This window comes from Rheinheimera faecalis, assembly GCF_021290965.1.
GTDB lineage: Bacteria > Pseudomonadota > Gammaproteobacteria > Enterobacterales > Alteromonadaceae > Pararheinheimera > Pararheinheimera faecalis.
In genome coordinates this window covers 15,168-37,183 of sequence record NZ_JAJOYT010000013.1, presented here as the reverse complement: position 1 = coordinate 37,183, position 22,016 = coordinate 15,168, and the positions used below count along the sequence as shown (strand labels likewise).

General features: G+C 45.7%; 15 protein-coding genes. 7 read left to right on the top strand and 8 right to left on the bottom strand.

Translation table 11 applies throughout. From position 1 onward, the window contains the following. Positions 1-11 precede the first annotated feature (11 nt). Positions 12-749, top strand: coding sequence for a substrate-binding periplasmic protein (locus LSG34_RS17520; RefSeq protein ID WP_233010411.1), 738 nt, complete (start codon positions 12-14; stop codon positions 747-749). Between the two features lie 114 nt (positions 750-863). On the opposite strand, the gene LSG34_RS17515 is transcribed toward LSG34_RS17520, so the two are convergent. Together LSG34_RS17515 and LSG34_RS17510 are read right to left on the bottom strand one after the other, a co-directional pair. Further along, a complete protein-coding gene (locus LSG34_RS17515) occupies positions 864-2,801 on the bottom strand; it encodes an alpha-amylase family protein (RefSeq protein WP_233010410.1) in 1,938 nt (645 codons plus the stop codon). Positions 2,802-2,906: 105 nt separating this feature from the next. Beyond that, complete coding sequence (locus tag LSG34_RS17510; protein ID WP_233010409.1) at positions 2,907-3,173, bottom strand: DUF3081 family protein; 267 nt, start codon at positions 3,171-3,173, stop codon at positions 2,907-2,909. An 83-nt stretch (positions 3,174-3,256) separates the two neighbouring features. Here LSG34_RS17510 and LSG34_RS17505 point away from each other — a divergent pair, with 83 nt between their 5' ends. The 4 genes from LSG34_RS17505 (at position 3,257) to LSG34_RS17490 (ending at position 8,100) form a co-directional block, all read left to right on the top strand. Further along, entirely contained in the window at positions 3,257-3,877 is a 621-nt protein-coding gene (locus LSG34_RS17505; protein ID WP_233010408.1) for a hypothetical protein, read from the top strand. A 124-nt stretch (positions 3,878-4,001) separates the two neighbouring features. After that, complete coding sequence (locus LSG34_RS17500; RefSeq protein WP_233010406.1) at positions 4,002-5,705, top strand: M28 family metallopeptidase; 1,704 nt, start codon at positions 4,002-4,004, stop codon at positions 5,703-5,705. Positions 5,706-5,807: 102 nt separating this feature from the next. Next, complete coding sequence (locus LSG34_RS17495) at positions 5,808-6,356, top strand: hypothetical protein (protein ID WP_233010405.1); 549 nt, start codon at positions 5,808-5,810, stop codon at positions 6,354-6,356. Positions 6,357-6,471: 115 nt separating this feature from the next. Then, positions 6,472-8,100 carry a M28 family metallopeptidase gene (locus tag LSG34_RS17490; RefSeq protein ID WP_233010403.1) on the top strand — a complete coding sequence of 543 codons (1,629 nt, stop codon included), beginning with the start codon at positions 6,472-6,474 and terminating at the stop codon, positions 8,098-8,100. Positions 8,101-8,154: 54 nt separating this feature from the next. Here LSG34_RS17490 and LSG34_RS17485 read toward each other — a convergent pair whose 3' ends face one another. The 3 genes from LSG34_RS17485 to LSG34_RS17475 all read right to left on the bottom strand — a co-directional run bounded on the left by LSG34_RS17485 (position 8,155) and on the right by LSG34_RS17475 (position 9,120). Then, positions 8,155-8,427 carry a RebB family R body protein gene (locus tag LSG34_RS17485; protein ID WP_233010402.1) on the bottom strand — a complete coding sequence of 91 codons (273 nt, stop codon included), beginning with the start codon at positions 8,425-8,427 and terminating at the stop codon, positions 8,155-8,157. A gap of 64 nt (positions 8,428-8,491) precedes the next feature. Continuing rightward, positions 8,492-8,890, bottom strand: a complete 399-nt coding sequence (locus LSG34_RS17480; protein WP_233010400.1) for a hypothetical protein — start codon at positions 8,888-8,890, stop codon at positions 8,492-8,494. Positions 8,891-8,907: 17 nt separating this feature from the next. Next, complete coding sequence (locus LSG34_RS17475; RefSeq protein WP_233010398.1) at positions 8,908-9,120, bottom strand: RebB family R body protein; 213 nt, start codon at positions 9,118-9,120, stop codon at positions 8,908-8,910. Between the two features lie 335 nt (positions 9,121-9,455). On the opposite strand from LSG34_RS17475, the gene LSG34_RS17470 reads away from it, so the two are divergent. Beyond that, entirely contained in the window at positions 9,456-12,230 is a 2,775-nt protein-coding gene (locus LSG34_RS17470) for a TonB-dependent receptor (RefSeq protein ID WP_233010396.1), read from the top strand. 241 nt (positions 12,231-12,471) lie between these two features. After that, positions 12,472-14,337: a putative bifunctional diguanylate cyclase/phosphodiesterase gene (locus LSG34_RS17465; RefSeq protein WP_233010395.1), complete on the top strand. Its 1,866-nt coding sequence runs from the start codon at positions 12,472-12,474 to the stop codon at positions 14,335-14,337. 46 nt (positions 14,338-14,383) lie between these two features. Here the strand turns inward: LSG34_RS17465 and LSG34_RS17460 are convergent, their stop codons facing one another. The 3 genes from LSG34_RS17460 to LSG34_RS17450 form a co-directional block, all read right to left on the bottom strand. Beyond that, positions 14,384-17,485, bottom strand: a complete 3,102-nt coding sequence (locus LSG34_RS17460; RefSeq protein WP_233010394.1) for an efflux RND transporter permease subunit — start codon at positions 17,483-17,485, stop codon at positions 14,384-14,386. A 55-nt stretch (positions 17,486-17,540) separates the two neighbouring features. Beyond that, complete coding sequence (locus LSG34_RS17455) at positions 17,541-18,659, bottom strand: efflux RND transporter periplasmic adaptor subunit (protein WP_233010393.1); 1,119 nt, start codon at positions 18,657-18,659, stop codon at positions 17,541-17,543. Between the two features lie 483 nt (positions 18,660-19,142). Beyond that, positions 19,143-21,983, bottom strand: a complete 2,841-nt coding sequence (locus LSG34_RS17450) for a M16 family metallopeptidase (RefSeq protein ID WP_233010392.1) — start codon at positions 21,981-21,983, stop codon at positions 19,143-19,145. Between the last annotated feature and the right edge of the window lie 33 nt (positions 21,984-22,016).

Genomic DNA, 22,016 nt, shown 5'->3' with positions numbered 1-22,016 from the left:
AGGCAAATGGTGTGAAGAAGTGGTTGTTTTGGGTCCTGGCTCTGCCAACTTTTGTGTGGGCTGTTGTTGCTGAACCTGTGCGGCTGGCTAGTTTAGACTGGCCGCCTTACACAGGTCATCAGCTTGAGCAACAAGGTGAGACAGCTGTGCTGCTCAGGCAGGTATTTGCTGCAATGCAACAGGAAGTGCAGACTGAGTTTTTACCCTGGTCCAGAGCCATTCGCGTCAGTGAGAAAAACGGTTCTTTGTACGCAGGTTATTTCCCTGAATATCAAACCCATAACCCAAAGTTTATTTTATCCGATAGCTTAGGGGTCAGCGAACTGGGTTTTGTTGAAGCCACAGCCAAACCATTAGGCCAGCTGAATGTTGAATTGCTATCCGGGCTCCAGTTGGGCGTGGTGCAGGATTACGTCAATTTAGCTGTGGTTGATCAGATGATTAGCAGAGGCCAACTGACACCCCAGTTAGCGTTTTCTGATCGGCAAAATATTCTCAAAGTAGCCTTAGGGCGTTTGGATCTGGCCGTGATAGACCCTAGGGTTTTAGCGTATTTGCTGGAACATGATGTGGAGGTAAAACGTCTGGCGACAGGAAAAGTGCAATTTAATGCCAGTTTAACTGAACTAAAAACCTTACATCTGGCGCTTCGACGTGAACCAGCTCATCAGCTATTGATAGAGAAATTTAATCACTATTTACAAAAGGTTAAAGCTGATTCTTTAGCCAAATCTGTTATCAGTGATTAGCGCTTTTGTGGCAGAAAAACCAGTCTGCTGCTGACATACTCAGTGGCGCCATGGGGGGGCGATAAAGTGAAAAGGCGCCACAGGCGCCTTTTCACTTACAACTGAGTGAGCAATTTAAAACTTCAGCACCACAGACTCCAGCGGTGCCAGTTCAATCTGCACTGACGCTGTATCGCCTGTCACTTTTAATGAAGCTTTACGTTCAGACAACAGGTCTTTTAGCCCATAATCGCCTTTACCCAATTGCCATTGCTGCAGCAAATCTGCAGGCAATTTCAGTGCAAAACTTGTGGCCGTTGTGGCGAAGTTACTGGCGACTATCACTTTGGTTTTCTCGTTAAAACGGGCAAAGGCGTAGGTTTTATCGCTGTAGCCTTGTGTGGCTTTGTTTAGCGTATGCAGCTCTTGGTAAGCGCCGTTAAATACAGCTTCAGTTGCCGATAAGTTCATTAACTTGGTGTAAAACTCCCGCAGTTGCTTTTGTTCTGGAGTTAGTTTGCCACCATCAAATTTTCCTTCATTGAGCCAGTTTTGATGTGCGGGAACTCCTGCGTAGTCAAAAATAGTGGTGCGGCTTGGGTCGCCAAAACCAGAATCTAAAGCGCCAGCTTCGCCGACCTCCTGACCAAAATACAACATAGTAGGAGAGCTGCTGATCAAAGCCGACACCACCATAGCAGGCTTGGCTTTGTTGGCATCACCGGCAAATTCAGGCGCAGCAATACGTTGCTCGTCGTGGTTTTCTAAAAAGTGCAGCATATGGTGTTCAATATCCGCCATGCCTTTTTGCACGCTGGCAATAGCATCAGTACTGCCTTTGCCTTGCATCACCAGCTTTAAGCTGTCGTACATTTCCACTTTGTCGTACAGGTAATCCATTTTGCCGAGGCGAATATAGTCGCGGTATAAGGTGGGGTTATAGACTTCTGCCAATAAAAAGGCATCTGGATTCTTGGTTTTAATGCTGGAGTTTAAAAAGCTCCAGAATTCGACCGGCACCATTTCAGCCATATCAAAACGGAAACCATCTACGCCTTTATCCAGCCAGTAGAAGGCGATATCGCGAAATTTCAGCCAGGAATTAGGCACGTCTTTGCCTTGCCAGAAGGCTGCGTGTTCTTGCACTGATTTATCGGCGAAGTCGGCAGGTAAGCGATCAAAATCGTAGCTGCCGTCTGGTTTAACACCGTAGTTTACTTTAACGGTTTCATACCAGTCGTTAAAATCTGGCTGAGCTAAACGTGAGCCATTGCCTGTCCATTTGGCCGGGTTTTCGTCAAATTTTCCGTCGCTCAGTGGATGCGCTTCGCCACCCAAAGCCTGATAACCGTTTTGTGCTACTGGTACCTGAAACGGTTGACCTGGCACGTAATAGAAGTTGTTGTCACGTTTGTATTCAACGCTGGTGTCGTCATTGGCTCCAAAATCTTCAATGCCGGCAGGTTTGTCTAAGGATTTATAATGCCGTGCCACATGGTTTGGCACTATATCAATAATGACCTTTAAACCCTGGGCATGAGTGCGGTTTATCAGCGCCTGAAATTCCTGCAGTCGTTTGGCCGGATCCACTGCTAAATCCGGGTTGACACTGTAATAGTCTTTGACCGCATAAGGAGAACCTGCGCGGCCTTTGACTACATCCGGGTCATCTTGGCTTATGCCATAAGCGCTGTAATCTCTAATCACTGCATGGTGCAAAATTCCGGTGTACCAAACATAACTTGCACCCAGCTCTTTAATGCCTTTCAGTGCAGCTTCGTTAATATCGTTAAATTTACCCACACCGTTTTGTTCTATCGTGCCCCAGGGCTGATTTGTGTTGTTGGTATTGCCGAATAAGCGGGTGAACATCTGATAGACCACCACTTTGCCAGCGGCCTGTTCGGCTTGTGGTTTGGCTGGCGCTGGTTGTTCTGCCGCTTTTTTTACTTCAGTTGATTGAGTTTGGTTTTGCACTGGCGCTTTACCGCAGGAAGCCAATACAGCTAAAGCAAAGGCGCTGAACAGCCATGTTTTGAGCGGGCTGCTTTTGGCATAAATAGGAAATTGCATCGTCGTCTGTTTCCATGTCGTTTTTCCTTATGCTAACACAGCCACTCTGTCAGGCTTTTTTCCTGCATACGTTTTCATAACCAGGCCATTTAAAGAGTCTGTTGGCTATTTAGCTTCTATCCGCTTTAAACGCTGGACAAAGCGGTCTATATGCTCTTCGTCTTTAGCATCTATATGATATTTCTGGTGAAAGCCTAAAGTGACAGTCACTTCATCGGCCACAAAATACAAATCGTAGCCATCAAAACCACTGGCAATAGTCATGCCGTCCAGTTCAAAACCTTTACCAAAAGTGGTGTCCACTGCCACCCCTTGTTGTTCTACTTTGCTAAATACTTTCATCAGTAATTTAGCGTCTATTAAATTTTGCATAAGTTTTCCTGAGTAGCCGCGCCCTTTTGCGTTAGAGCATTTAATAAAGGTATAGTGCGGTGACGAAAAAAAGGAGTCCACGGATGCAAATAACTAAAAAAACATTATTTATCAACGCCTTTTCTATCACCGCTACTATTACTGTAAGTCTTGTTTCATGCTCTGTTTCTGCTGCACCAAGCCCGGCACAACTGCAATTTTTTGACCAGTTAAAAGCCCTTTGTGGTAAAGCTTTCGCTGGCAAAACTACAGTGGATAACCAACCAAGCCCGGCTTTTAGTGGCGATATGGTGATGCATGTGCGCGATTGCAACGACACACAAATTCAGGTGCCTTTTGTCGTTGGTGAAAACCGCTCCCGCACCTGGATTATTACCAAAACCGACACTGGCCTGCAGCTGCAGCACCAACATAAGCATGAAGATGGCACAGATGATGAGTCTACTCTGTACGGTGGCCATACTTCTACACCAGGCTGGGCTGAAGCTCAGAGTTTTCCGGCAGATGATTATTCAAAAAACCTCTTTATCAAAACCAAAACACCACAATCAGTCGGCAATACCTGGCATATGTACTTATACCCTAATGAAAGTTTCAGCTACCGCTTAACCCGCGAAGGCCGTGAATTTCGGGTTGATTTTGACTTAAGCAAAGCTGTTGCTTTACCAAAAGCCAACTGGGGTGCTGATAAATCATCCAATTAACAGCGAAATCACCGCTAATGGGGCAAAAGTTGCGATAACTGCTCTGGTCAGTCGCAGCTAGCTTGGTTAGTATCGAAGAGTCAGTTTATATCTACATACAAAACAATAATAAATCGGGAGTGTTATGAAGCCACAATTTTGGTTTTCAGCCACAACGCTGACCGTGATGGCCGCTTTAACCTTAACAGCTTGTTCTAAACCAGCTGAACAGGAACAAACAGCCAGCACCGCAGCAGTTGAACCTGCCAAAGCCGCCACAGCTTTGGTTGGTACTGAGTTTAACTCAGCCTACAAAGACTACTTAAAAACTCTGGCGTCTGATGAATTTCAGGGCCGTATGCCTGCAACGCCAGGCGAAGAAAAAACTATTAATTACATTTCAGAGCAATTTAAACGTATTGGCCTCAAAGGTATTAATGGCGACAGTTACCTGCAGCCTGTGTCTTTAGTGCGTATTGACCCTAAAGAAGTGTCTGGCCTGAAACTGTCTGGCGACAAGCTCAATGCTGAACTGAAATACAAAGAACAAATGATGGCCTGGACCACGCAAGTGACGGAACAGGTTGAAGTCAAAGACAGCGAGTTAGTCTTTGTCGGTTACGGCATAGTAGCGCCAGAATACGACTGGAACGACTACGAAGGTTTGGATGTAAAAGGCAAAACCGTGGTGATGTTTGTTAACGATCCGGGGTTCGCCACTAAGGATCCAAACCTCTTTACCGGCAATGCCATGACTTATTACGGTCGCTGGACTTATAAATACGAAGAAGCGGCCCGTCAGGGCGCTGCTATGGCCTTGATTATCCACGAAACTGAACCTGCTTCTTATGGCTGGCAGGTGATAGCTGGTGGTTCACCTACTAAGTTTGATCTGATTAATCCTAATAAAAATATGGACAGATCCAAAGTAGAAGGCTGGCTGACTACTGAGTCGGCGCAGCAATTGTTTGCCTCTATGGGCACTGACATTGAAACTATGCGCCAAAAAGCGCTGAGCAAAGATTTTGCCCCTGTGCCTATGGGTTTAAAAGCTTCGGTTTCAGTGAAAAACAATATCAGTGAACTGACATCAAACAACGTGATGGGGTATATCGAAGGTTCAGAAAAACCGGACGAAGTGGTGCTTTATATGGGCCACTGGGATCACCTGGGTGTGGATTTCTCTAATCCAAAAGACAAAGTTTTTAACGGTGCACAAGACAACGCCAGCGGTACCGCTGCGGTGATTGCTTTAGCCGAACATTTTGCCAAACAACCTAAACCAAAACGTTCAGTGGCTTTCCTTGCTGTGACAGCTGAAGAGCGTGGGTTATTAGGTTCAGCCTGGTATGCCGCTCATCCGGTATTTCCGCTGCAAAAAACTGTCGCCGGTATCAATATGGACGTGATGAACGTCTATGGTCCGATGAAAGATATGGTAGTGGTTGGCCATAACAACTCAGAGCTGGAAAGTTTATTAACTAAATACACTGAACAGCAGGGCCGTTATGTGGCGCCTGAGCCAAGTCCAGAGCATGGTTCGTTCTACCGCTCAGACCACTTCAATCTGGCCAAAGTAGGTGTGCCTATGTTGTACGCTAAAGGTGGCATCGACAGTTTTGAACATGGTAAAGAGTGGGGCGCTGCCCAGAAGAAAGATTACAACGTCTGCTGTTACCATAAAGCCGCTGACGAATTTAACGACAGCTGGGATTTACGTGGTGTGCAGCAGGACATGAATGTGTTCTATCAGGTAGGTAACGAGCTTGCCAACTCAGAGCAGTGGCCAAACTGGTTTGAAGGCCGCGAGTTCCGCGCTATACGTGATGCTTCGTTAGCTGTGAAGTAAATTAAAAATGGGGCAGATCTTTAGAATATGATCTGGCCCCATTTTGATGAGTGCTTTTCTTATTGAAGTAAGGTCACAAACACGGACGTCGATTGATATTTAATGAAAAAATCACTTTTGATCCCTTGCCTGCTCGTTATTTTACCATTGCTTGAAAGCTTGTTTCTGGGCAATGCGCTGGGTCTGGGCTGGAACAGTCCCTTCTTGATGCATCAGATTAGTGTTTATCTGATCCCGGTGAAGTTGCTGCTTACTCTGGCAGGTTTAAAACTGCTACTTAAAGCAGATGCTCCCTCAGTGTTTAACTACCTAAAAATACCTGTGATCATAGTTGGTGCTCTCCATAGCTTTATGCTTACTTTGGTGTGTTTTTTCTATCTGCTTTTGGGCTCCACCGCGCAATTTCACCGTGAAAATGGCAATATTTATGTGTATACCGCTGATGCTGGCGCTATGGGCAAGTCCTATCATTATTTTTCTTACATTTGCCGTGATAACTATGGTTTCTATACGCTGCATCCAATAGCCAAACTGGATTGGCTGGGGGAATTCAGGTTTTACCAGAAAGAGAATTTATTGATGATAGAGCATACAGACTATGACGGAGAGCATGAAAAACAGCTCGATTTAACTGCATTTAGTTGTGAATAAACTATTTTAGGCCCGCCTGCCTAATATGCTATTGATTTGCTGATCTCAGGGCAGAATTGCTGTTTTGTCTTATTTTTATTGGCCTATGAACAGACCTGTTTTTAAGGAATATAACATGAAGAAGATATGGAGCGTTGTCGCTCTGACCTCTGTATTTGCAGTGCATGCTGCTGATAAACCTTTGGTTCAAACCGACTTTAACGCCAATTTTTCCCGCTATTTTGAAAAAGTAGCGTCGGATGAAATGCAGGGCCGGGCTCCTGCCACCGAGGGTGAAAAGCGCACTGTCGCTTACCTTGAAACTGAATTTAAACGTTTAGGCTTAACAGCTTACAAAGACGGCAGTTACCGTCAGGCTGTGCCAGTGGTACAAATTGACCCTGTGGCTGTCTCCAGCATGACTTTAACCGGTGATAAAACGGCTGCTACGCTGGTGTACAAAACCGATATGATGGCCTGGTCGACCCGTATGGTGCCTGAAATTAAGCTTGAGAATAGCGAGATGGTATTTGCCGGTTACGGCATAGTAGCGCCTGAATACAACTGGAACGATTACAAAGATTTAGATGTAAAAGGCAAAACGGTCGTAGTGCTGGTGAACGATCCGGGTTTTGCCACTCAGGATCCAGCCCTGTTCACCGGCAATGCCATGACCTATTACGGTCGCTGGACTTACAAATACGAAGAAGCGGCCCGACAGGGCGCAGCTATGCTGTTGATAGTGCATGAAACCGAAGCTGCCAGTTATGGCTGGAATGTGGTCGCTGGCACCAGCCCAATTCGTTTTGAACTGGCTGATGCCAATAAAAACATGCACAAAGCTCAGGTGGAAGGCTGGTTATCTTTGGATGCGGCCGAGCGTTTATTTGCCGCCAATGGCAGTAGCTTAAAAGAGATGAAAGCCAAAGCCTTAAAGCCTGATTTTAAGGCGATACCACTGCATGCCAAAGCCAGTATCAGCATTAAAAACAACTTACGTGAAATAGACTCCAACAACGTGATTGGTTTTATTCCTGGCAGCAAAAAGCCGGATGAAGCTGTGATTTACATGGCGCATTGGGACCACTTTGGTCTGGATTTCAGCCGCAGCGATGACAAAATTTTTAACGGTGCTCAGGATAATGCCGGTGGTATTGCTGGTTTATTAGCGCTGGCTGAGAAGTTTAAACAAGGCCCGGCACCAGAGCGTTCCATCGCTTTTGTGGCGGTCACAGCTGAAGAGCGGGGTTTGTTAGGTTCACGTTGGTATGCCGAACATCCACTGTTTCCGGTCAATAAAACTGTGGCCGGTATCAATATGGACATTATGAATGTCTACGGCCCAATGCGTGATGTGATGGTATTTGGTTATGGCAGCTCAGAGCTGGAACCCATTCTGGCCAAATATGCCAAAGCGCAAAACCGCTACATAGCACCAGAACCTACACCACAGGATGGTTTTTATTACCGTTCAGACCACTTTAATCTGGCGAAAAAAGGTGTGCCTATGTTGTATGCCCGCGGTGGTATCGACAGCGTAGCCAATGGCAAAGACTGGGGCTTACAACAACGTAAAAACTATGTCACAGATTACTACCATAAAGTGAACGACGAATTTGATCCGAACTGGGATTTACGGGGTTCACAGCAGGATTTATTCCTGTTTTATCAGGTGGGTTTAGAGGTGGCGAATAGCCAAAACTGGCCTAATTGGTTGCCAGGAAAAGAGTTTAAAGCGATACGGGATAAATCGTTGCAAAACTGACATATCAGGTGAAATCTTCAGGCCACAGCTTTCTGTGGCCTGAGTTGTGCAGCATTAGCTTTTAGAGACATCCTGCATTTTGGCTACAGCTGTTGCATCAGCAATAGTGTCCACACTATAAATCTGCATGACACCCTGAGTCGTTGCGGCCTGTGCCAGAATGTTTTGCTGGTTTTGGTTATTCACCGCATTTTCATACATGATCCCTGTTGAGTGCGCCAAGCTTTGATACAAAGTCCCCATAGCCATGGCCGGAGCTTCGGCTACAACTTTGACATTACTTTGGGTCACTGCGTCAGTCACTTGGCTGTTTACTGTTTCTGCCATTTTAGCTTTCCTTTTATGACGATGCGCTGACGGCATAGGCGGTCAGCACTGCTGTTTGATTTGGTTATGAGCCTGAGCTGGCTGTTTTAGCTTGTTTAGTGGTTGTCTGCTCATCAAAGACTGTGGCGACAGAGCTTGCTGCAGAAGATATTTCCCGGGCAAACAAAGTTAAGCCCTGTAGGGCTTCTGTGATTGAAGTTAACGCAACTTTGCCCTGCTCAGCTGTTTTTTCCTGGGTGGCCAGTTGTGCTGCTTTGGCCAAAGCCAGCAACAGCATTTGTTCACTACCCTGCAGAAACGAACGCATATCTTCCAGCATTAATGCTGCCGTCTGATGAGCCATTAACCTAACTGCACCTTTGGCAAGCTGAGGATTAGCCTGGATCAGATGCTGATAGGCTGCATCGATTTGAGCTGCAATATGCTCCGGATCTGAGTGGGTATCTTGTGTTGTGGTACTCATAGTGTGTTAGTCCTTGCTTAGCTTTTCAGCAACTTCACAGCCTGAGCCACAATAGCCGGATTCAGCTGATTCAGGTTTTGCTGATTGCTGACTGCGTTATGCATGGCGAGACCCAAAGCATGAGCGCTGAGCTGGTACAAGGTTGCTATCGCCTGAGAGGGGGCATTGCTCAGAACAGTGGTATTAGTTTGGGTCACTGCGTCGGTAATTTGCGGATTAACAATACTCATGATTTCTCCAGTTGGTGTTTCGGATGTTACTGATCAAAAGCTGTTTTTTGCATAACTGATTCATTTGCCCTGATCAATTCTGAGTGTTCAGTGACTGGCGGGCAGCTAAGACTATAGGTTGTAGTTGATATAGGTGCAAATGGAGCTGTGAGGCTAAAGAGATTTTCCGTTTTAGGTATTCATCAGTGGTGCTGAATATTTCTTAGTTCATTAGTTGACAGTCTATTAATCATACAATAGCATGATTTGAGAAATGATAAGAAAAATGCCTCGAAGGTCTGCTGTGTTTTGGCCGGGAAGGTGTAATAAAACCACGACAAGGGGAGAAGAAGCTCATGTTTAAGCGATCCGTCTTAAGCAGTGCGGTGTCTATGGCTATTGTTCTGTTAAGCCAGCCAGTTACTGCAGCGCAAGAAGAGAATAAACCAACAAGTGTAGAAATTATTGAAGTCAAAGGGATCCGTGGCAGCTTAGCCAAATCTATGGATCTGAAAAAAGAGAATTTACAAATCGTCGACTCGATAGTCGCCGAGGATATAGGTAAGTTTCCTGACAATAACGTGGTTGAAGCCTTACAGCGTTTATCCGGTGTTCAGGTCACAGACCGGGGAGCAGGTGAAGTCAATACAGTCTCTATTCGTGGTTTAAACGACGTCACCACGACGATCAACGGCCGTAATATTTTTACCGCTTCAGGCCGTTCAGTTGCATTGGCTGATATTCCGGCCAGTTTATTAAATCGCGTCGATACTTACAAAACCCGCTCTGCTAAATTAATTGAAACCGGTATTGCCGGTCAGATTGATATTCATACCCAAAGGCCTTTTGATTTTGATGGCAGCAAGTTTGTCATTGCAGGTCGTGGTATTCATCAGGATAAAGCTGACAAAACTGACCCGAATGTCAGTGCTTTAGCCAGTAATCGCTGGGATCTTTCAGGTGGTGACTTTGGCGCTTTAGTGAACCTGTCTTATGCCGAAACCAATTACCGCGATCAAAGCGTGACAGCCGGCGCTATGGTGCCGTTTTTTGATGCTAATCCACCGCCGGGTTTTGCTCCGTTTCAGCGCATAGATACTCAAATTGGCGGTCAGGAGGTATGGCAACCAGGTCTGGAAGCGGGTTTACCTTTTGCTGCTGGCTCCACTTTACCTGTCAATGGCCAGCAGTATGGTTATCTGCTATCCCGAGACGCTATTTTTGCCAGTGATTTTACCGGTAAACGTGAACGTCCTGCTGCCAATATTGCGTTGCAGTTTGCGCCTGATGATAAATCTGAATACCTGTTTGAAGCCTTTTATAACGGCTATCGCAACGAGTCGTACAACTCGCTGTTGTTCTCTTTTGTCGACTGGTGGGGCAGCTTAACACCAGAAGCTGTTGATAGTATTCAAACCTTTGATGGCACAAATATTATTAAATCCCGCACTGTGAACGCACCTTATATGTTCACCAGTGGCGATTTGTCGACAGGTCAGACCGACAGTTATGTCTATGCGTTAGGCGGTAAATGGGATTTAACCGATCATCTGCAACTGAAGTCTGAAGTGGTGTATCAAAAAAGCGAGTTTGAAAGCTCATTTTTTGCGATGCGTACCGACAGGGTTGCCGACAGTGTGACTGTTGATTTTAATTCGGGTGGCGGTTTACCGGCTTTTAGTTTTGGCCCTGCGACAGATTTAACCGATCCAAATCAATGGAATATGGCTCAGCTGTATGACAACGCCAATGCCAATGAAGGGGATGCTTTAACCTGGACCGCCGATGCGGATTACAGCATTGACGAAGGTTTCCTGAAAAAAGTTAGTTTTGGTGCCCGTTATGATGATCGTAAAGCTTCTGAATCTCAGCGTATTCAGGATGCTCCGGTTTGTAATTCAGGCACTGCAGCTTGTCAGTTAGCCACTTATCCTGGTTTGTTAAGCATTAATAAGGGTTTCTTTGATGGTGAATCTGATGTGCCGACGTCCTGGTTAACACCTAATGGTTATTACATCAGAGATAACGCAGAAATGTTCCGCGATCTGTATAACACTGAAGTGAATGCAGGTCTGGACACAGGTTCAGCGCTGATGTTGATTGAGAATTTTAACGTCAATGAAGCAACCACAGCTGTGTATGCCCAGGCTGATTATGAAACTGAAGTAGCTGGTCATATTGTCGACGGCCAGTTTGGTTTGCGTTATGTCTCAGTTGATACAGATATGGAGTTTGGTGGTAATTCAGCTTCGGCCAGCAGCGATAAGTTATTGCCAAGTTTTATGCTACGTTATGGGATCACTGACGATTTAATAGCCCGCGTCAGCTATGGTGAAACTATCCGCCAGCCAGGTTTTGCGCAGTTAAACCCGACCATCACTTATGTGGAAGATGTCACCAACATAGGATACGGCACAGCAGGGGGCGGTAATCCGAACCTGAAACCTACAGAATCCAAAAACTATGATCTGTCGCTGGAATGGTACTTTGACGAAGGTAATGCTATTTATGGTGCCTTATTTAAACGGGATATCGAAGGTTTTGTTGTCGATTTCCGCCGTCGTGTTACTCATGTGAATAATGATGGTGATCCGTACGATTTTATCCTGACACAACCTGATAACGCGTCAAATGGTGAGTTAAAAGGGTATGAGCTGGGTTTTGTATATTTCCCTAAAGAGTTACCTGAAGTGCTGGACGGTATGGGGGTGCAAGCCAGTTATACAGCGCTGGATTCTTCGCAGGATATACCTATTACTAATACAGCTGGTGAAGTGACAGGTACCACAACCACACCTTTATTTGGTGTGTCGGATTCGTCTTACAGCGTGGTGCTGGCCTATGAAAAAGAGCGTTTTGACATGCGCTTGTCTTATGTCTGGCGCGAAGATTTCCTGAATAACTATGAAGCCGCTTTGTTTGCTAATCCGCTGGGTGTCTATCGTAACCCAGAGAAAAGTATGGACTTTCAGGTCAGCTTTGATGTCACAGACAATCTGATGTTAACCTTTGACGCAACCAACCTGACCAATGAAGTCTTCCAGAGTTATTACGAGTATCCTGATACTCATAACTTCGGCTCCTCCATTTATAGCCGGACTTTTGCTTTAGGTTTCCGCTACAGCATGTAAAACCCCTGTTGTCAGTAAAACACCGGACTTAGTTCCGGTGTTTTTTTGTTTTTATAAGCTGCAAAACGCTGGAACAGGGCCCGCACTGGCCACAGTAAAATCGAGTTTCATATCAAATTATCTCCACCTTGACTGTATTAATTTGTTAGCAGTCTGGTATTCTGACTATTGATCCTGGTGTTGCAGGTTTTATCGTTTTCCGAAACGGTATGGTGTTGGAAATGCAGAAACAAGGCAGGATATGAAGCAGCGGACCTTATTTGAATTTTCAGCAGGTTCTGATGGCACCTTAGTCACAGGCGTGCGATTGAAGCGGCTAAAACAAGTGGTCTGGATATGCCTTGTGGCTGTTCTGTGTGGTGCTTTGTTCTCTGGACCTTTGTCTACGGCTATTTTGTTAGTAGCCGCAGTAGCTTTGGTCTCTACGCTTTTGCTATTACAGCAAGGTAAAATTCGTTTTGCTACAGGATCTTTATTGTGTCTGCTGACGTTAATGATCAGCAGTCTGATCAGTATCAACCTGGGTATTTTTGACTTGATGCTGCTTGGGTATCCGCTGGTGCTGGCTTATGCCGCTATGTACAGTGGCCGGCGTTTTTACATACTGTTATTTGGTTTTATTCTGCTGTTTTGTTCCACTCTGGCTTTAGCCACTTTGTATGGCTGGCTGGAGTTTAGCCAGCCAAAACCCACTTTCAACTCTTTTATCACCTTAAATATTTTGTTGTTGGTCAGTGGTTTAACCATGCGGCTGATAGCCCGTGATACCAAAGATGTGTTGCTGCAGTTAAAACAAGAAAACGAACGGGTTGTGGCCTCTCAACTGGAAATTCAACGCTTGGCTCAGCATGATCCGCTAACCGGATTAGTGAACAGAACTCAATGTGAACTTGGTTTTCGACGTGCCATTGCCAATAGCTCACAGCAGTCCGTGGCTTTGTTATTTATTGATTTGGATAACTTCAAACCTATTAATGATGCACTTGGGCATCAGGCTGGTGATGAAGTACTGCAAAAGCTGGCTTCTTTGTTACAACAGCAATTATCAGAGCAGGATGTTCTTAGTCGCTTTGGTGGCGATGAATTTGTGGTGATTTTAAGCCAGTGGCAAGATTCGGCACAACTGGAACAACGTATCTGCAATTTATTGCAAAGCTGTCAGCAGGAGTTTTTAGTGCAGCAGCATAAAATTCAGCTGTCGGCTTCTATTGGTGTCACCTTGTCACCTGCGGATGGTACAGATTTTCACTTGCTATGCAAAAAGGCAGATACAGCAATGTATCAGGCGAAGAAGATGGGGCGTAACAGGTTTTGCTGGTATCACTCTGAAATGGAGCAGCAACAGCTGGACAAATTTAACCTGATGATGCGTTTGCGTGTTGCGGTCAAGCAGCAGCTTTTTACAGTGGCTTATCAGCCGACTTATGACTTAAAAACCAATACCATCAGTGGCGCTGAGGCTTTATTACGCTGGACTGACGCAGAGTTAGGTGTCATTCCGCCCGATGTGTTTATACCGCTTGCTGAGGAAACGGGTTTAATTCAGGAGCTTGGTTTGTTTGTACTGCAGCGCGCTTGTGCTCAGGCTATGGTATGGCAAAAGTCGGGTTTTGCTTTAGGTATTGCTGTTAACATTTCAGCTATGCAGTTTAAGCAAGCTGACTTACCAAAAGTCGTCACACAAGTACTCAATGATACAGGCCTGGCTGCACATTTACTGGAGTTGGAACTGACCGAATCCGTACTGATTGATGACACGGCTTTAGTAAAACAGCAAATTGATCAGCTGTCAGCTTTGGGCGTACGTTTTGCTATTGATGATTTTGGCACTGGCTATTCGAACCTGGGGTATTTAAGCCAATTTAGCCTGAGCAGTTTAAAAATAGACCGCTCCTTTGTTGCCCGTATCCGGCAAAACGACAAAGATCTGGCCTTGGTGAACGGTATTATTCAACTGGCAACCAGCTTAGGTTTGCATACAGTGGCTGAAGGGGTGGAAGACAATCAAAGCCTGGTATTACTGCAGCAGGCAGGTTGTAGTTGCGCTCAGGGGTACTTATGGTCAAAAGCTGTATCACCACAAGAATTTGAATCGCTGTTATCTTAATAAAAAAGGGCTAACTTGCGTTAGCCCTTCGTTAAAGCATTCTCAATCAGGCTGGTTTTACCTGATGGTCTTCTTCTTGATCATCGTCTTCATCCATCACTTTGTCATGGCTGTGATCTTTTGCGATCAGCATATAGACAGAAGGTAAGACAAAGAGAGTCATCAGAGTACCAATGGTCATGCCCAGCACTAAGACTATACCTATAGAGTTACGGGCCGCAGCGCCTGCACCTTCGGCAAAGATCAGCGGAGTGTGACCTGCAATAGTCGCGATACTGGTCATCATCACAGGGCGTAAACGCAACACTGAAGCTTCACGAATGGCGTCCAGCTTGGATTTGCCTTGTTCCTGCAGCTTATTAGCAAATTCCACCACCAGAATACCGTTACGCGCAATCAAACCTATCAGTGTGACTAACCCCACCTGCGAATAGATATTGAGCGTACTGGTAAAACCGTCGGTGAAAAATGGCATAGGCGCCGGGATTTTCAGGAAGGTAAAGACCAGCGCACCAAACAGAGCCAGAGGCACCGAACCTAACAAAATAACGATAGGGTCACGGAAGCTGTTGTATTGAGCCGCCAGCACCAGGAAAATCATAGTCACGGCCAGAGTAAAGGCCGGCAGGAAGGTATTGCCTTCACGTTTTAACTGACGGGATTCACCTGTGTAATCAATAGAATAACTACTTGGCAGTAACTTTTTCGCTTCAGTTTCGAGGAAGGTTAAAGTTTCATCCAGGGGTTTAATAGTCACACCACTGATTTTCACTGCATTTAGTTGCTGCATACGGTTGATACTGCGTGGCACTGTGCTGTGCGTCAGGCTGGCGATTTGATCGACCCGTATCATCTGATCCTGCGGACCTTTGATATAGAGGTTGGTTAAATCATCAGGCGTTAAACGCTCTATACGTTTCACTTGTGGCACTACTTTGTAGCTTTGGCCTGACATGTTAAAGCGATTGACGTAACCACCGCCTAACAAAGTGCCTAAGTCCTGCACTACGTCACGCATATTCAGGCCTAAATCTGCCACTTTGTCGCGGTCGATATTCAGCTGATACTCTGGCTGATCCACTTTCATATCAATGACCTGGAACGGGAATATGCCGCTTTCACGCATCACTTTTTCCAGTTTCAATGCATAGTCATAAATCTCTTTAGATTCAGCGGTAGAAGCAATCACAAACTCAACCGGGAAATTACCACCACCAGGCAATGAAGGAGGAGTAATAGGTAAAATCCGTACCCCTGAAATTTGCGCCAGCTTTTGCTGTACTTCCGGCATCACTTCAAACACTGTGCGTTCACGTTCTGACCAGGGTTTGGTGACCATGCCGCCAAAACCACCGGTAGGGAAGGTGATCTGGAAGGTAAAGTCAGTTTCTGGCACTGACATAAAGGCTTCGTTGACGTATTTGCCGTAATAAGACGACTGATCGACTGTCGCATTGGCTGGTGAGTCAACAATACCAAAGATAACGCCCTGATCTTCCACTGGCGCCAGTTCTTTGGGTGACATGCTGTACAAAGGCACACAGAGCAGCATGATGCCAATCCAGAACACATAAACACCGGATCTGTTATTTAAACTGCTTTCCAGTTTACGGCTGTAAAAGTGCTGGAAGCGGGTGAAAATACCGTCCAGTGGAGCTTTTAAGCTGGTATGAGGTTTTAACATACGCGATGCCATCATAGGCGACAGCGTAATAGCGACTATGGCGGAAATAGCCACGGCACCTGCCAGCGTAATAGCAAATTCGCGGAACAAAGTACCGGTTAAACCCCCTTGTAAACCTATAGGCACATAAACCGAAATCAGCGTTACTGTCATCGCAATAATAGGGCCACCCAATTCGCGGGCAGCGACTAATGCTGCTTTGAATGGCTTCAGGCCGTTTTGAATATGACGTTCAATGTTTTCCACCATAACAATGGCGTCATCCACCACCAGACCTACAGACAACACTATCGACAACAAGGTCAGCAGGTTTAATGAGAAGCCAAAGACTTTCATAATAAACATGGCGCCAATCAATGACAGCGGTATGGCGATAATAGGAATAAGCACTGAACGGCTGAAACCTAAAAACAGGAATATGACCACTATGATGATCAGTAAGGTTTCGCCAAGCGTTTTTACGACATCATCAATAGCTGCTTCAATGTATTTAGTAGCGTCGTAAGACACTTCCCCTGTTAAGCCACTGGGCAGGTCAGCTTTAATCAGCTCCATCTCTTTAGTGACGGCTTTAATCACGTCCAGAGAGTTGGCGTTAGGCGCAACAAAAACACCCATAAATACTGCGGTTTCGCCTGAGTAGTTCACGTCAGTGTTGTAATCATCAGCGCCTAAAACCACATCTGCGACATCAGACAAACGCACAATACCTTCGCCATTCTGGCGTAAAATCATGCGCTTAAACTCGTCCACACCTTTCATATCAGTGTTAGCGCGTAAATTCACCTGAGTGTAAGCACCCCGGGTCTGACCTATAGTGGCCTGAATATTGTTATCGGTCAGCGCTGTGCGCACGTCTGAAGCGGTAATACCTAAAGCCGCCATACGTTCTGGTTTGAGCCAAACCCGCATTGCGAAGGTACGGCCACCGAGAATATCGGCTTTTTGCACACCACTAATGGCAATTAAACGAGGCTGCACTGAGCGGGTTAAAAACTCAGTGATCTGGTTTTGCTCCAGAATATCTGAGCTAAAACTTAAGTAAGCAGCGGCAAACTGACTGTCGGCGGCTTCGATGGCAATAGCAGGTACTTCGGCTTCAGGGGGTAAATCACCCCGTACCTGATTCACCTTAGCACTGATTTCTGTCATCGCTTTGAGCGGGTCATAGTTCAGATGCAAATGCGCTATCACTGTTGATACGCCCATAGTGCTCTGCGATTCGATGTAGTCGATACCACCAGCTGAGGCTATAGCACGCTCTATAGGAGTGGTAATAAAACCACGCACTAAATCAGCGTTGGCACCTATGTAGGCTGTGGTAATTCTTATCACAGCTATATCTGAACGTGGGTACTGTCGTACCGTCATATTGCTCATCGACTGGAAACCAGCCAGCAATATCAGCAGGCTGACCACTATGGCCAGCACAGGCTTTTTAATAAAAATATCGGTAAAATTCATAATCTGCTCATTCTTAATGGCTGGTGATCAATGATTGCGGTTCGGCTATCGCAAATCAGGTATCAGCTGGTGTTGGCGCAGCTTTAAATTCTGGTGGTTGAGTTTTGCTCAGCACCACAGCCTGGCCATTAAACAGCTTAAATGCACCTGCGCTCACCACTTGATCACCGGCTTTTAAGCCATCAATCACTTCAACAAAATCACCACGGGCTTTGCCTAAGCGGACAAACTGCTGGCGGGCTTTTAAGCCGCCTTTGTCATCTTTTTCCACCACAAACACAGTGTCACCAAAAGGAGCGTAAATAACGGCTGTGCTTGGTACCACTAATAATTGATGTGGGTCCGTTAACGTCACAGTGGTTGATACCGCCATACCAGGGATTAACACGTCAGTGCTGTTATCTAAAATCGACTGCACTATCACATTACGGGTGTTGGTATTAATTTCGGCGCCAATAGCACTGATTTCACCTTTGACTATGACTGCGCCATCACCTACTGACACTTCAACAGGTAAACCTTTAGTGATTTGAGTCAGCCAGTTTTGCGGTACAGGGAAATTCACCCGTACTTTGTTGGTGGCTTGCAGTGACACTATGGCTGTACCCGCCTGCAAATCAGTACCTAAGTCGACCTGGCGAATACCAATACGGCCATCAAAAGGTGCGCGAATGACTTTTTTCTGTAAAGTAGCTTTTAAGTTGTCTACCTGAGCAGAGGCGCTGTCGAGTTGTTGTTTGGCGTTGTCTAATTCACTTTGAGTGGCAATATTGGTGCGGCGTAACTGCACTAAGCGATCGTAACTGGTTTTTGCCAGTTTCAGACTGGCTTCGGCTGAGCGCAACTGAGCTTGTTCGTTGGTCACGTCCTGCTCAATCAGCACAGTGCCCGCTGTGACTTGCTGGCCATTGCTGAAGCTAATTTTTTTCACCCGGCCTGGTACTTCAGCAGCAACGACAATACCTTCGTCTGCCAGCACTGTGCCTATAGCATTGTAAGTATTAGGCCAGCTTTGTTGTTCAACACTAAAAGTACTGACATATTCTGGAGGAGGCACAAAAGTTTCGCCTGATTCGATCATGGCTGCAATCTGGCCACCTTTGACCCCTGCAAGCACCATAAACACACAGATCAGGCCAAGAACGGCAAACAATATGGATTTAAATCTTTTCATAACAGTAACCAGATTAAAAAGTTAATAAGGACCCAAAAGTTTCAGCATTGGCAATACGACTTCACTGCACTTTCGGATTAGATCCATTGTGAGTGCAAAGATCAGATTAACTCTTCTGATCTTACACATTACTTACTCACATTCAGCGGGCAGGCTAGTGTGCCACGTTTTTTTATAAATTGTGACGATTAGTCATAAATTAATAAAAATTTAAGAAAAAGAAGCTGTTGCTTCCCTGTTGGCATCAACCAGTTTGTCTAATTTCATTGTTTACCTTTGTTTTAAACAGCAGAAAAGGCGCAAAAAATCGGCAGCTATAGTGTAGCGAGCAAAAACGCTTTCACCTATGGATAAATGAGGTAAATTTGTAACCAAATAACAAAAATGTTAAGGACCAGGGGAGTGAGGGCAGATCACTCTTGTTGGGTAAAAAACAAAGCCACCCGAAGATGGCTTTACAAAGATAAGCAGAGGCCTATTGCATTACAGGCTGATTTTTTCCACCGGATAACCCAGTTTTTCCAGTTCAGGCGTTAAGCTTTTTGCGTCGCCCACCACCAGAATTGTCATTTCTTTGGTATTTAAGTGCTTAGCTGCCAGCGCGTTAATTTGCTCTTTACTGATACCAGACACAATCTGATTACGTTCACGCACAAAATCCGGCGTTAAGTTAAATTCCAGAATTTGCGCCATAAAACCTAACTTGGCATTTGGCGTTTCGTATTTCAGCGCATCTGACTGATTAATGGCCTGACGCATAAAGGCCAGCTCATCATCCGCAATGCCTTTTTGCTGGAAGGTATCCAGTTCATTGATAAATTGACGGATAGAATCAGCTGTGGCATCAGCACGCACTGCTGCAGACGCGGTGTAAGTACCTGCAAACTTGTCAGCAATGAAGCTGGCGCGGGCGCCGTAGGTGTAACCTTTGTCTTCACGCAAATTCAGGTTAATACGGCTGTTAAAAGTGCCACCTAACACGAAGTTCATCAGGCTTGCCTGATAAAACTCACCAGTAATGTCCTGGGTCAGTGAACGCTTACCAATGCGAATTTCAGACTGTGGTGCATCAGGTTTATCCAGCAGATAAATAGTGCCAGGCTTAGCTTTCATATTGCCTGTATTCACCTGCACAGTCGGGCCTTTGCCTTGCCAGTCAGCCAACTGAGTTTTCAGCTCTGCTGCTACTTTGTCCTGGGCTAAATCGGACACCACAATCAGCTGACCACCTGCTGGTTTAAAGTAGGTCTGATACCAGTTTTTCACATCATCCAGGGTTAATTTGCTGACAGACTCCAGCGTGCCTTCGTTAGGTAAAGCCGCAATGCTGCCATCAAACATCATTTTGTTGTAGGCCGTCGCTGCTATATAAGCCGGGCTCGTTGCGTTGTGTTGAATACCTTGCAGGGTTTGTTGCTGCAGGCGGCTGAAGTCTTCCGCTTTAAAACCTGGGCTGCGTAACTTTTCTTCCAGCAGCTTTAAGGTTTGTGGCAGATTTTTGCTTAAGCTGGATACAAAGACATCAATGTAACTGTCGCCTGAACTGATGCTGATGGTGCTGCCCAGCTTTTCCAGTTCCAGACTCATTTGTTCTGTGCTGTAGTTTTGCGTGCTTTCATTCAGAATGGCTGCAAGTAAGGCAGATACGCCAGCTTTATCAGCCGTTTCGTAATAGCTGCCTACAGGGATTTTCAGCAATAACGAAGTCGTAGGCGTTTCTGTACTTTGGCTGCCTAACACCTTAATGCCATTACCTAAATCCATGGTCCAGGTGGCTGGCAATTCAACAGCAGGGTTTATACCCGCCATAGGTTGTTTGCTGCGGTCAAAGTTATCTGTTGCTTTACGTACCTGTAAATCTTCAGCTTTGGTTTTTGAGGGGCCACCAAAGTCGTGTTGTACCGGCGTGAAATTGTCTGCTTTGGCAATCAGTTGTTTCTGACCTTTTGGCACCACACTCATCACCACAGAGTTTTGATTTTTAATGTAGCTGTTGTACACCCGCATTACATCTTCTTTGGTTACGGCGTTATAACGGGCTATATCATCAGCAATAGTATCGGGTTTGCCCTGGAAGGTCTGACTGGCAGCTAACTGGCTGACTTTGCCGGATACACTTTGCAGACCAAAAATGCTGCTGGCTTCCATCTTGGCTTTTACTTTCAGTAAATCGTCGTCTGTCACGCCACGTTGTTCAAATTCGGTCAGGCTGGCACGGATTACTTGTTCGATATCGGCCAGAGTTTTGCCTGAAGCCGGATGAGGCAGTGCATATAAAGAAAACTCACAAGCCAGCTCACGGCATGGGTGCGATACCGCGGCTTGCACAGCCAGCTGGTTTTTCACCAGATTTTTATAAAGCAGTGAGTTGTTACCGCCGCCTAAAATTTCCGACAAAATATCCAATGCGGCTTCGTCTTTATGGGTGGCGTAGACTGTTGGATAGGTGATGTAGATCAGTGGCAAATGCACATTGTCTTCCATCGAAATGTAACGGGTTTCCGGCAGTTTGACGAAGGACTTGGTTGCATCCGTCACTTCAGGACCACGTGGAATAGAGCCAAAATACTTTTGCACCAGAGGCAGAATATCTTCGGCTTTGACAGCACCACCTACTGTTAAAGTAGCGTTATTTGGACCATACCAGCGCAGGAAAAAGGCTTTTACGTCATTGACGTTAGCGCGGTTTAAATCGTCCATATAACCAATAACAGGCCAGGAGTAAGGGTGGCCGTCCGGATACAATGCCTGAGATACACGTTCATTTAAACGGCCGTACGGTTGGTTGTCCACCCGCTGACCCCGTTCGTTTTTCACAGTTTCACGCTGAACTTCAAACTTCTTCTCTGTGACAGCGTCCAGTAAAAAGCCCATGCGGTCAGCTTCTAACCAGAGCATTTTTTCAACCTGATTCACCGGCACTGTTTCGAAGTAGTTGGTGCGGTCTGAGTTGGTCGTGCCGTTTAAGGTACCACCAGCTTCGGTGATAATTTTGAAGTGTTGTTCGTCACCGACGTTTTCAGAACCCTGAAACATCATATGTTCAAAGAAGTGAGCAAAACCTGATTTACCTAACTCTTCACGGGCTGAACCTACATGGTAGGTGACGTCTACATGCACCAGCGGATCTGAGTTATCTTCATGAACAATAACAGTTAAACCATTGTCCAACTGATACTTTTTATAGGGAATATGAATGCCTTGCTGGGGTTTTGACTGGTCAATTAATTTCACGCCAGCGGGTAAGTTTGTATGAGTCTGAGTGCCACAAGCGGCTAAAGTTACGGCAAAAGCTATGGCTATTGCCAGTTTAGATTTGTTCATAGGTTCCTCCTTGTTGATGGCCCGATTAAAACA

What these genes read in the sequence shown, in the direction of transcription:
- LSG34_RS17515 (WP_233010410.1), bottom strand. Translation starts at nt 2,801, where the DNA reads ATGCAATTTCCTATTTATGCCAAAAGCAGCCCGCTCAAAACATGGCTG.
- LSG34_RS17510 (WP_233010409.1), bottom strand. Translation starts at nt 3,173, where the DNA reads ATGCAAAATTTAATAGACGCTAAATTACTGATGAAAGTATTTAGCAAA.
- LSG34_RS17505 (WP_233010408.1), top strand. Translation starts at nt 3,257, where the DNA reads ATGCAAATAACTAAAAAAACATTATTTATCAACGCCTTTTCTATCACC.
- LSG34_RS17500 (WP_233010406.1), top strand. Translation starts at nt 4,002, where the DNA reads ATGAAGCCACAATTTTGGTTTTCAGCCACAACGCTGACCGTGATGGCC.
- LSG34_RS17495 (WP_233010405.1), top strand. Translation starts at nt 5,808, where the DNA reads ATGAAAAAATCACTTTTGATCCCTTGCCTGCTCGTTATTTTACCATTG.
- LSG34_RS17490 (WP_233010403.1), top strand. Translation starts at nt 6,472, where the DNA reads ATGAAGAAGATATGGAGCGTTGTCGCTCTGACCTCTGTATTTGCAGTG.
- LSG34_RS17485 (WP_233010402.1), bottom strand. Translation starts at nt 8,427, where the DNA reads ATGGCAGAAACAGTAAACAGCCAAGTGACTGACGCAGTGACCCAAAGT.
- LSG34_RS17480 (WP_233010400.1), bottom strand. Translation starts at nt 8,890, where the DNA reads ATGAGTACCACAACACAAGATACCCACTCAGATCCGGAGCATATTGCA.
- LSG34_RS17475 (WP_233010398.1), bottom strand. Translation starts at nt 9,120, where the DNA reads ATGAGTATTGTTAATCCGCAAATTACCGACGCAGTGACCCAAACTAAT.
- LSG34_RS17470 (WP_233010396.1), top strand. Translation starts at nt 9,456, where the DNA reads ATGTTTAAGCGATCCGTCTTAAGCAGTGCGGTGTCTATGGCTATTGTT.
- LSG34_RS17465 (WP_233010395.1), top strand. Translation starts at nt 12,472, where the DNA reads ATGAAGCAGCGGACCTTATTTGAATTTTCAGCAGGTTCTGATGGCACC.
- LSG34_RS17460 (WP_233010394.1), bottom strand. Translation starts at nt 17,485, where the DNA reads ATGAATTTTACCGATATTTTTATTAAAAAGCCTGTGCTGGCCATAGTG.
- LSG34_RS17455 (WP_233010393.1), bottom strand. Translation starts at nt 18,659, where the DNA reads ATGAAAAGATTTAAATCCATATTGTTTGCCGTTCTTGGCCTGATCTGT.
- LSG34_RS17450 (WP_233010392.1), bottom strand. Translation starts at nt 21,983, where the DNA reads ATGAACAAATCTAAACTGGCAATAGCCATAGCTTTTGCCGTAACTTTA.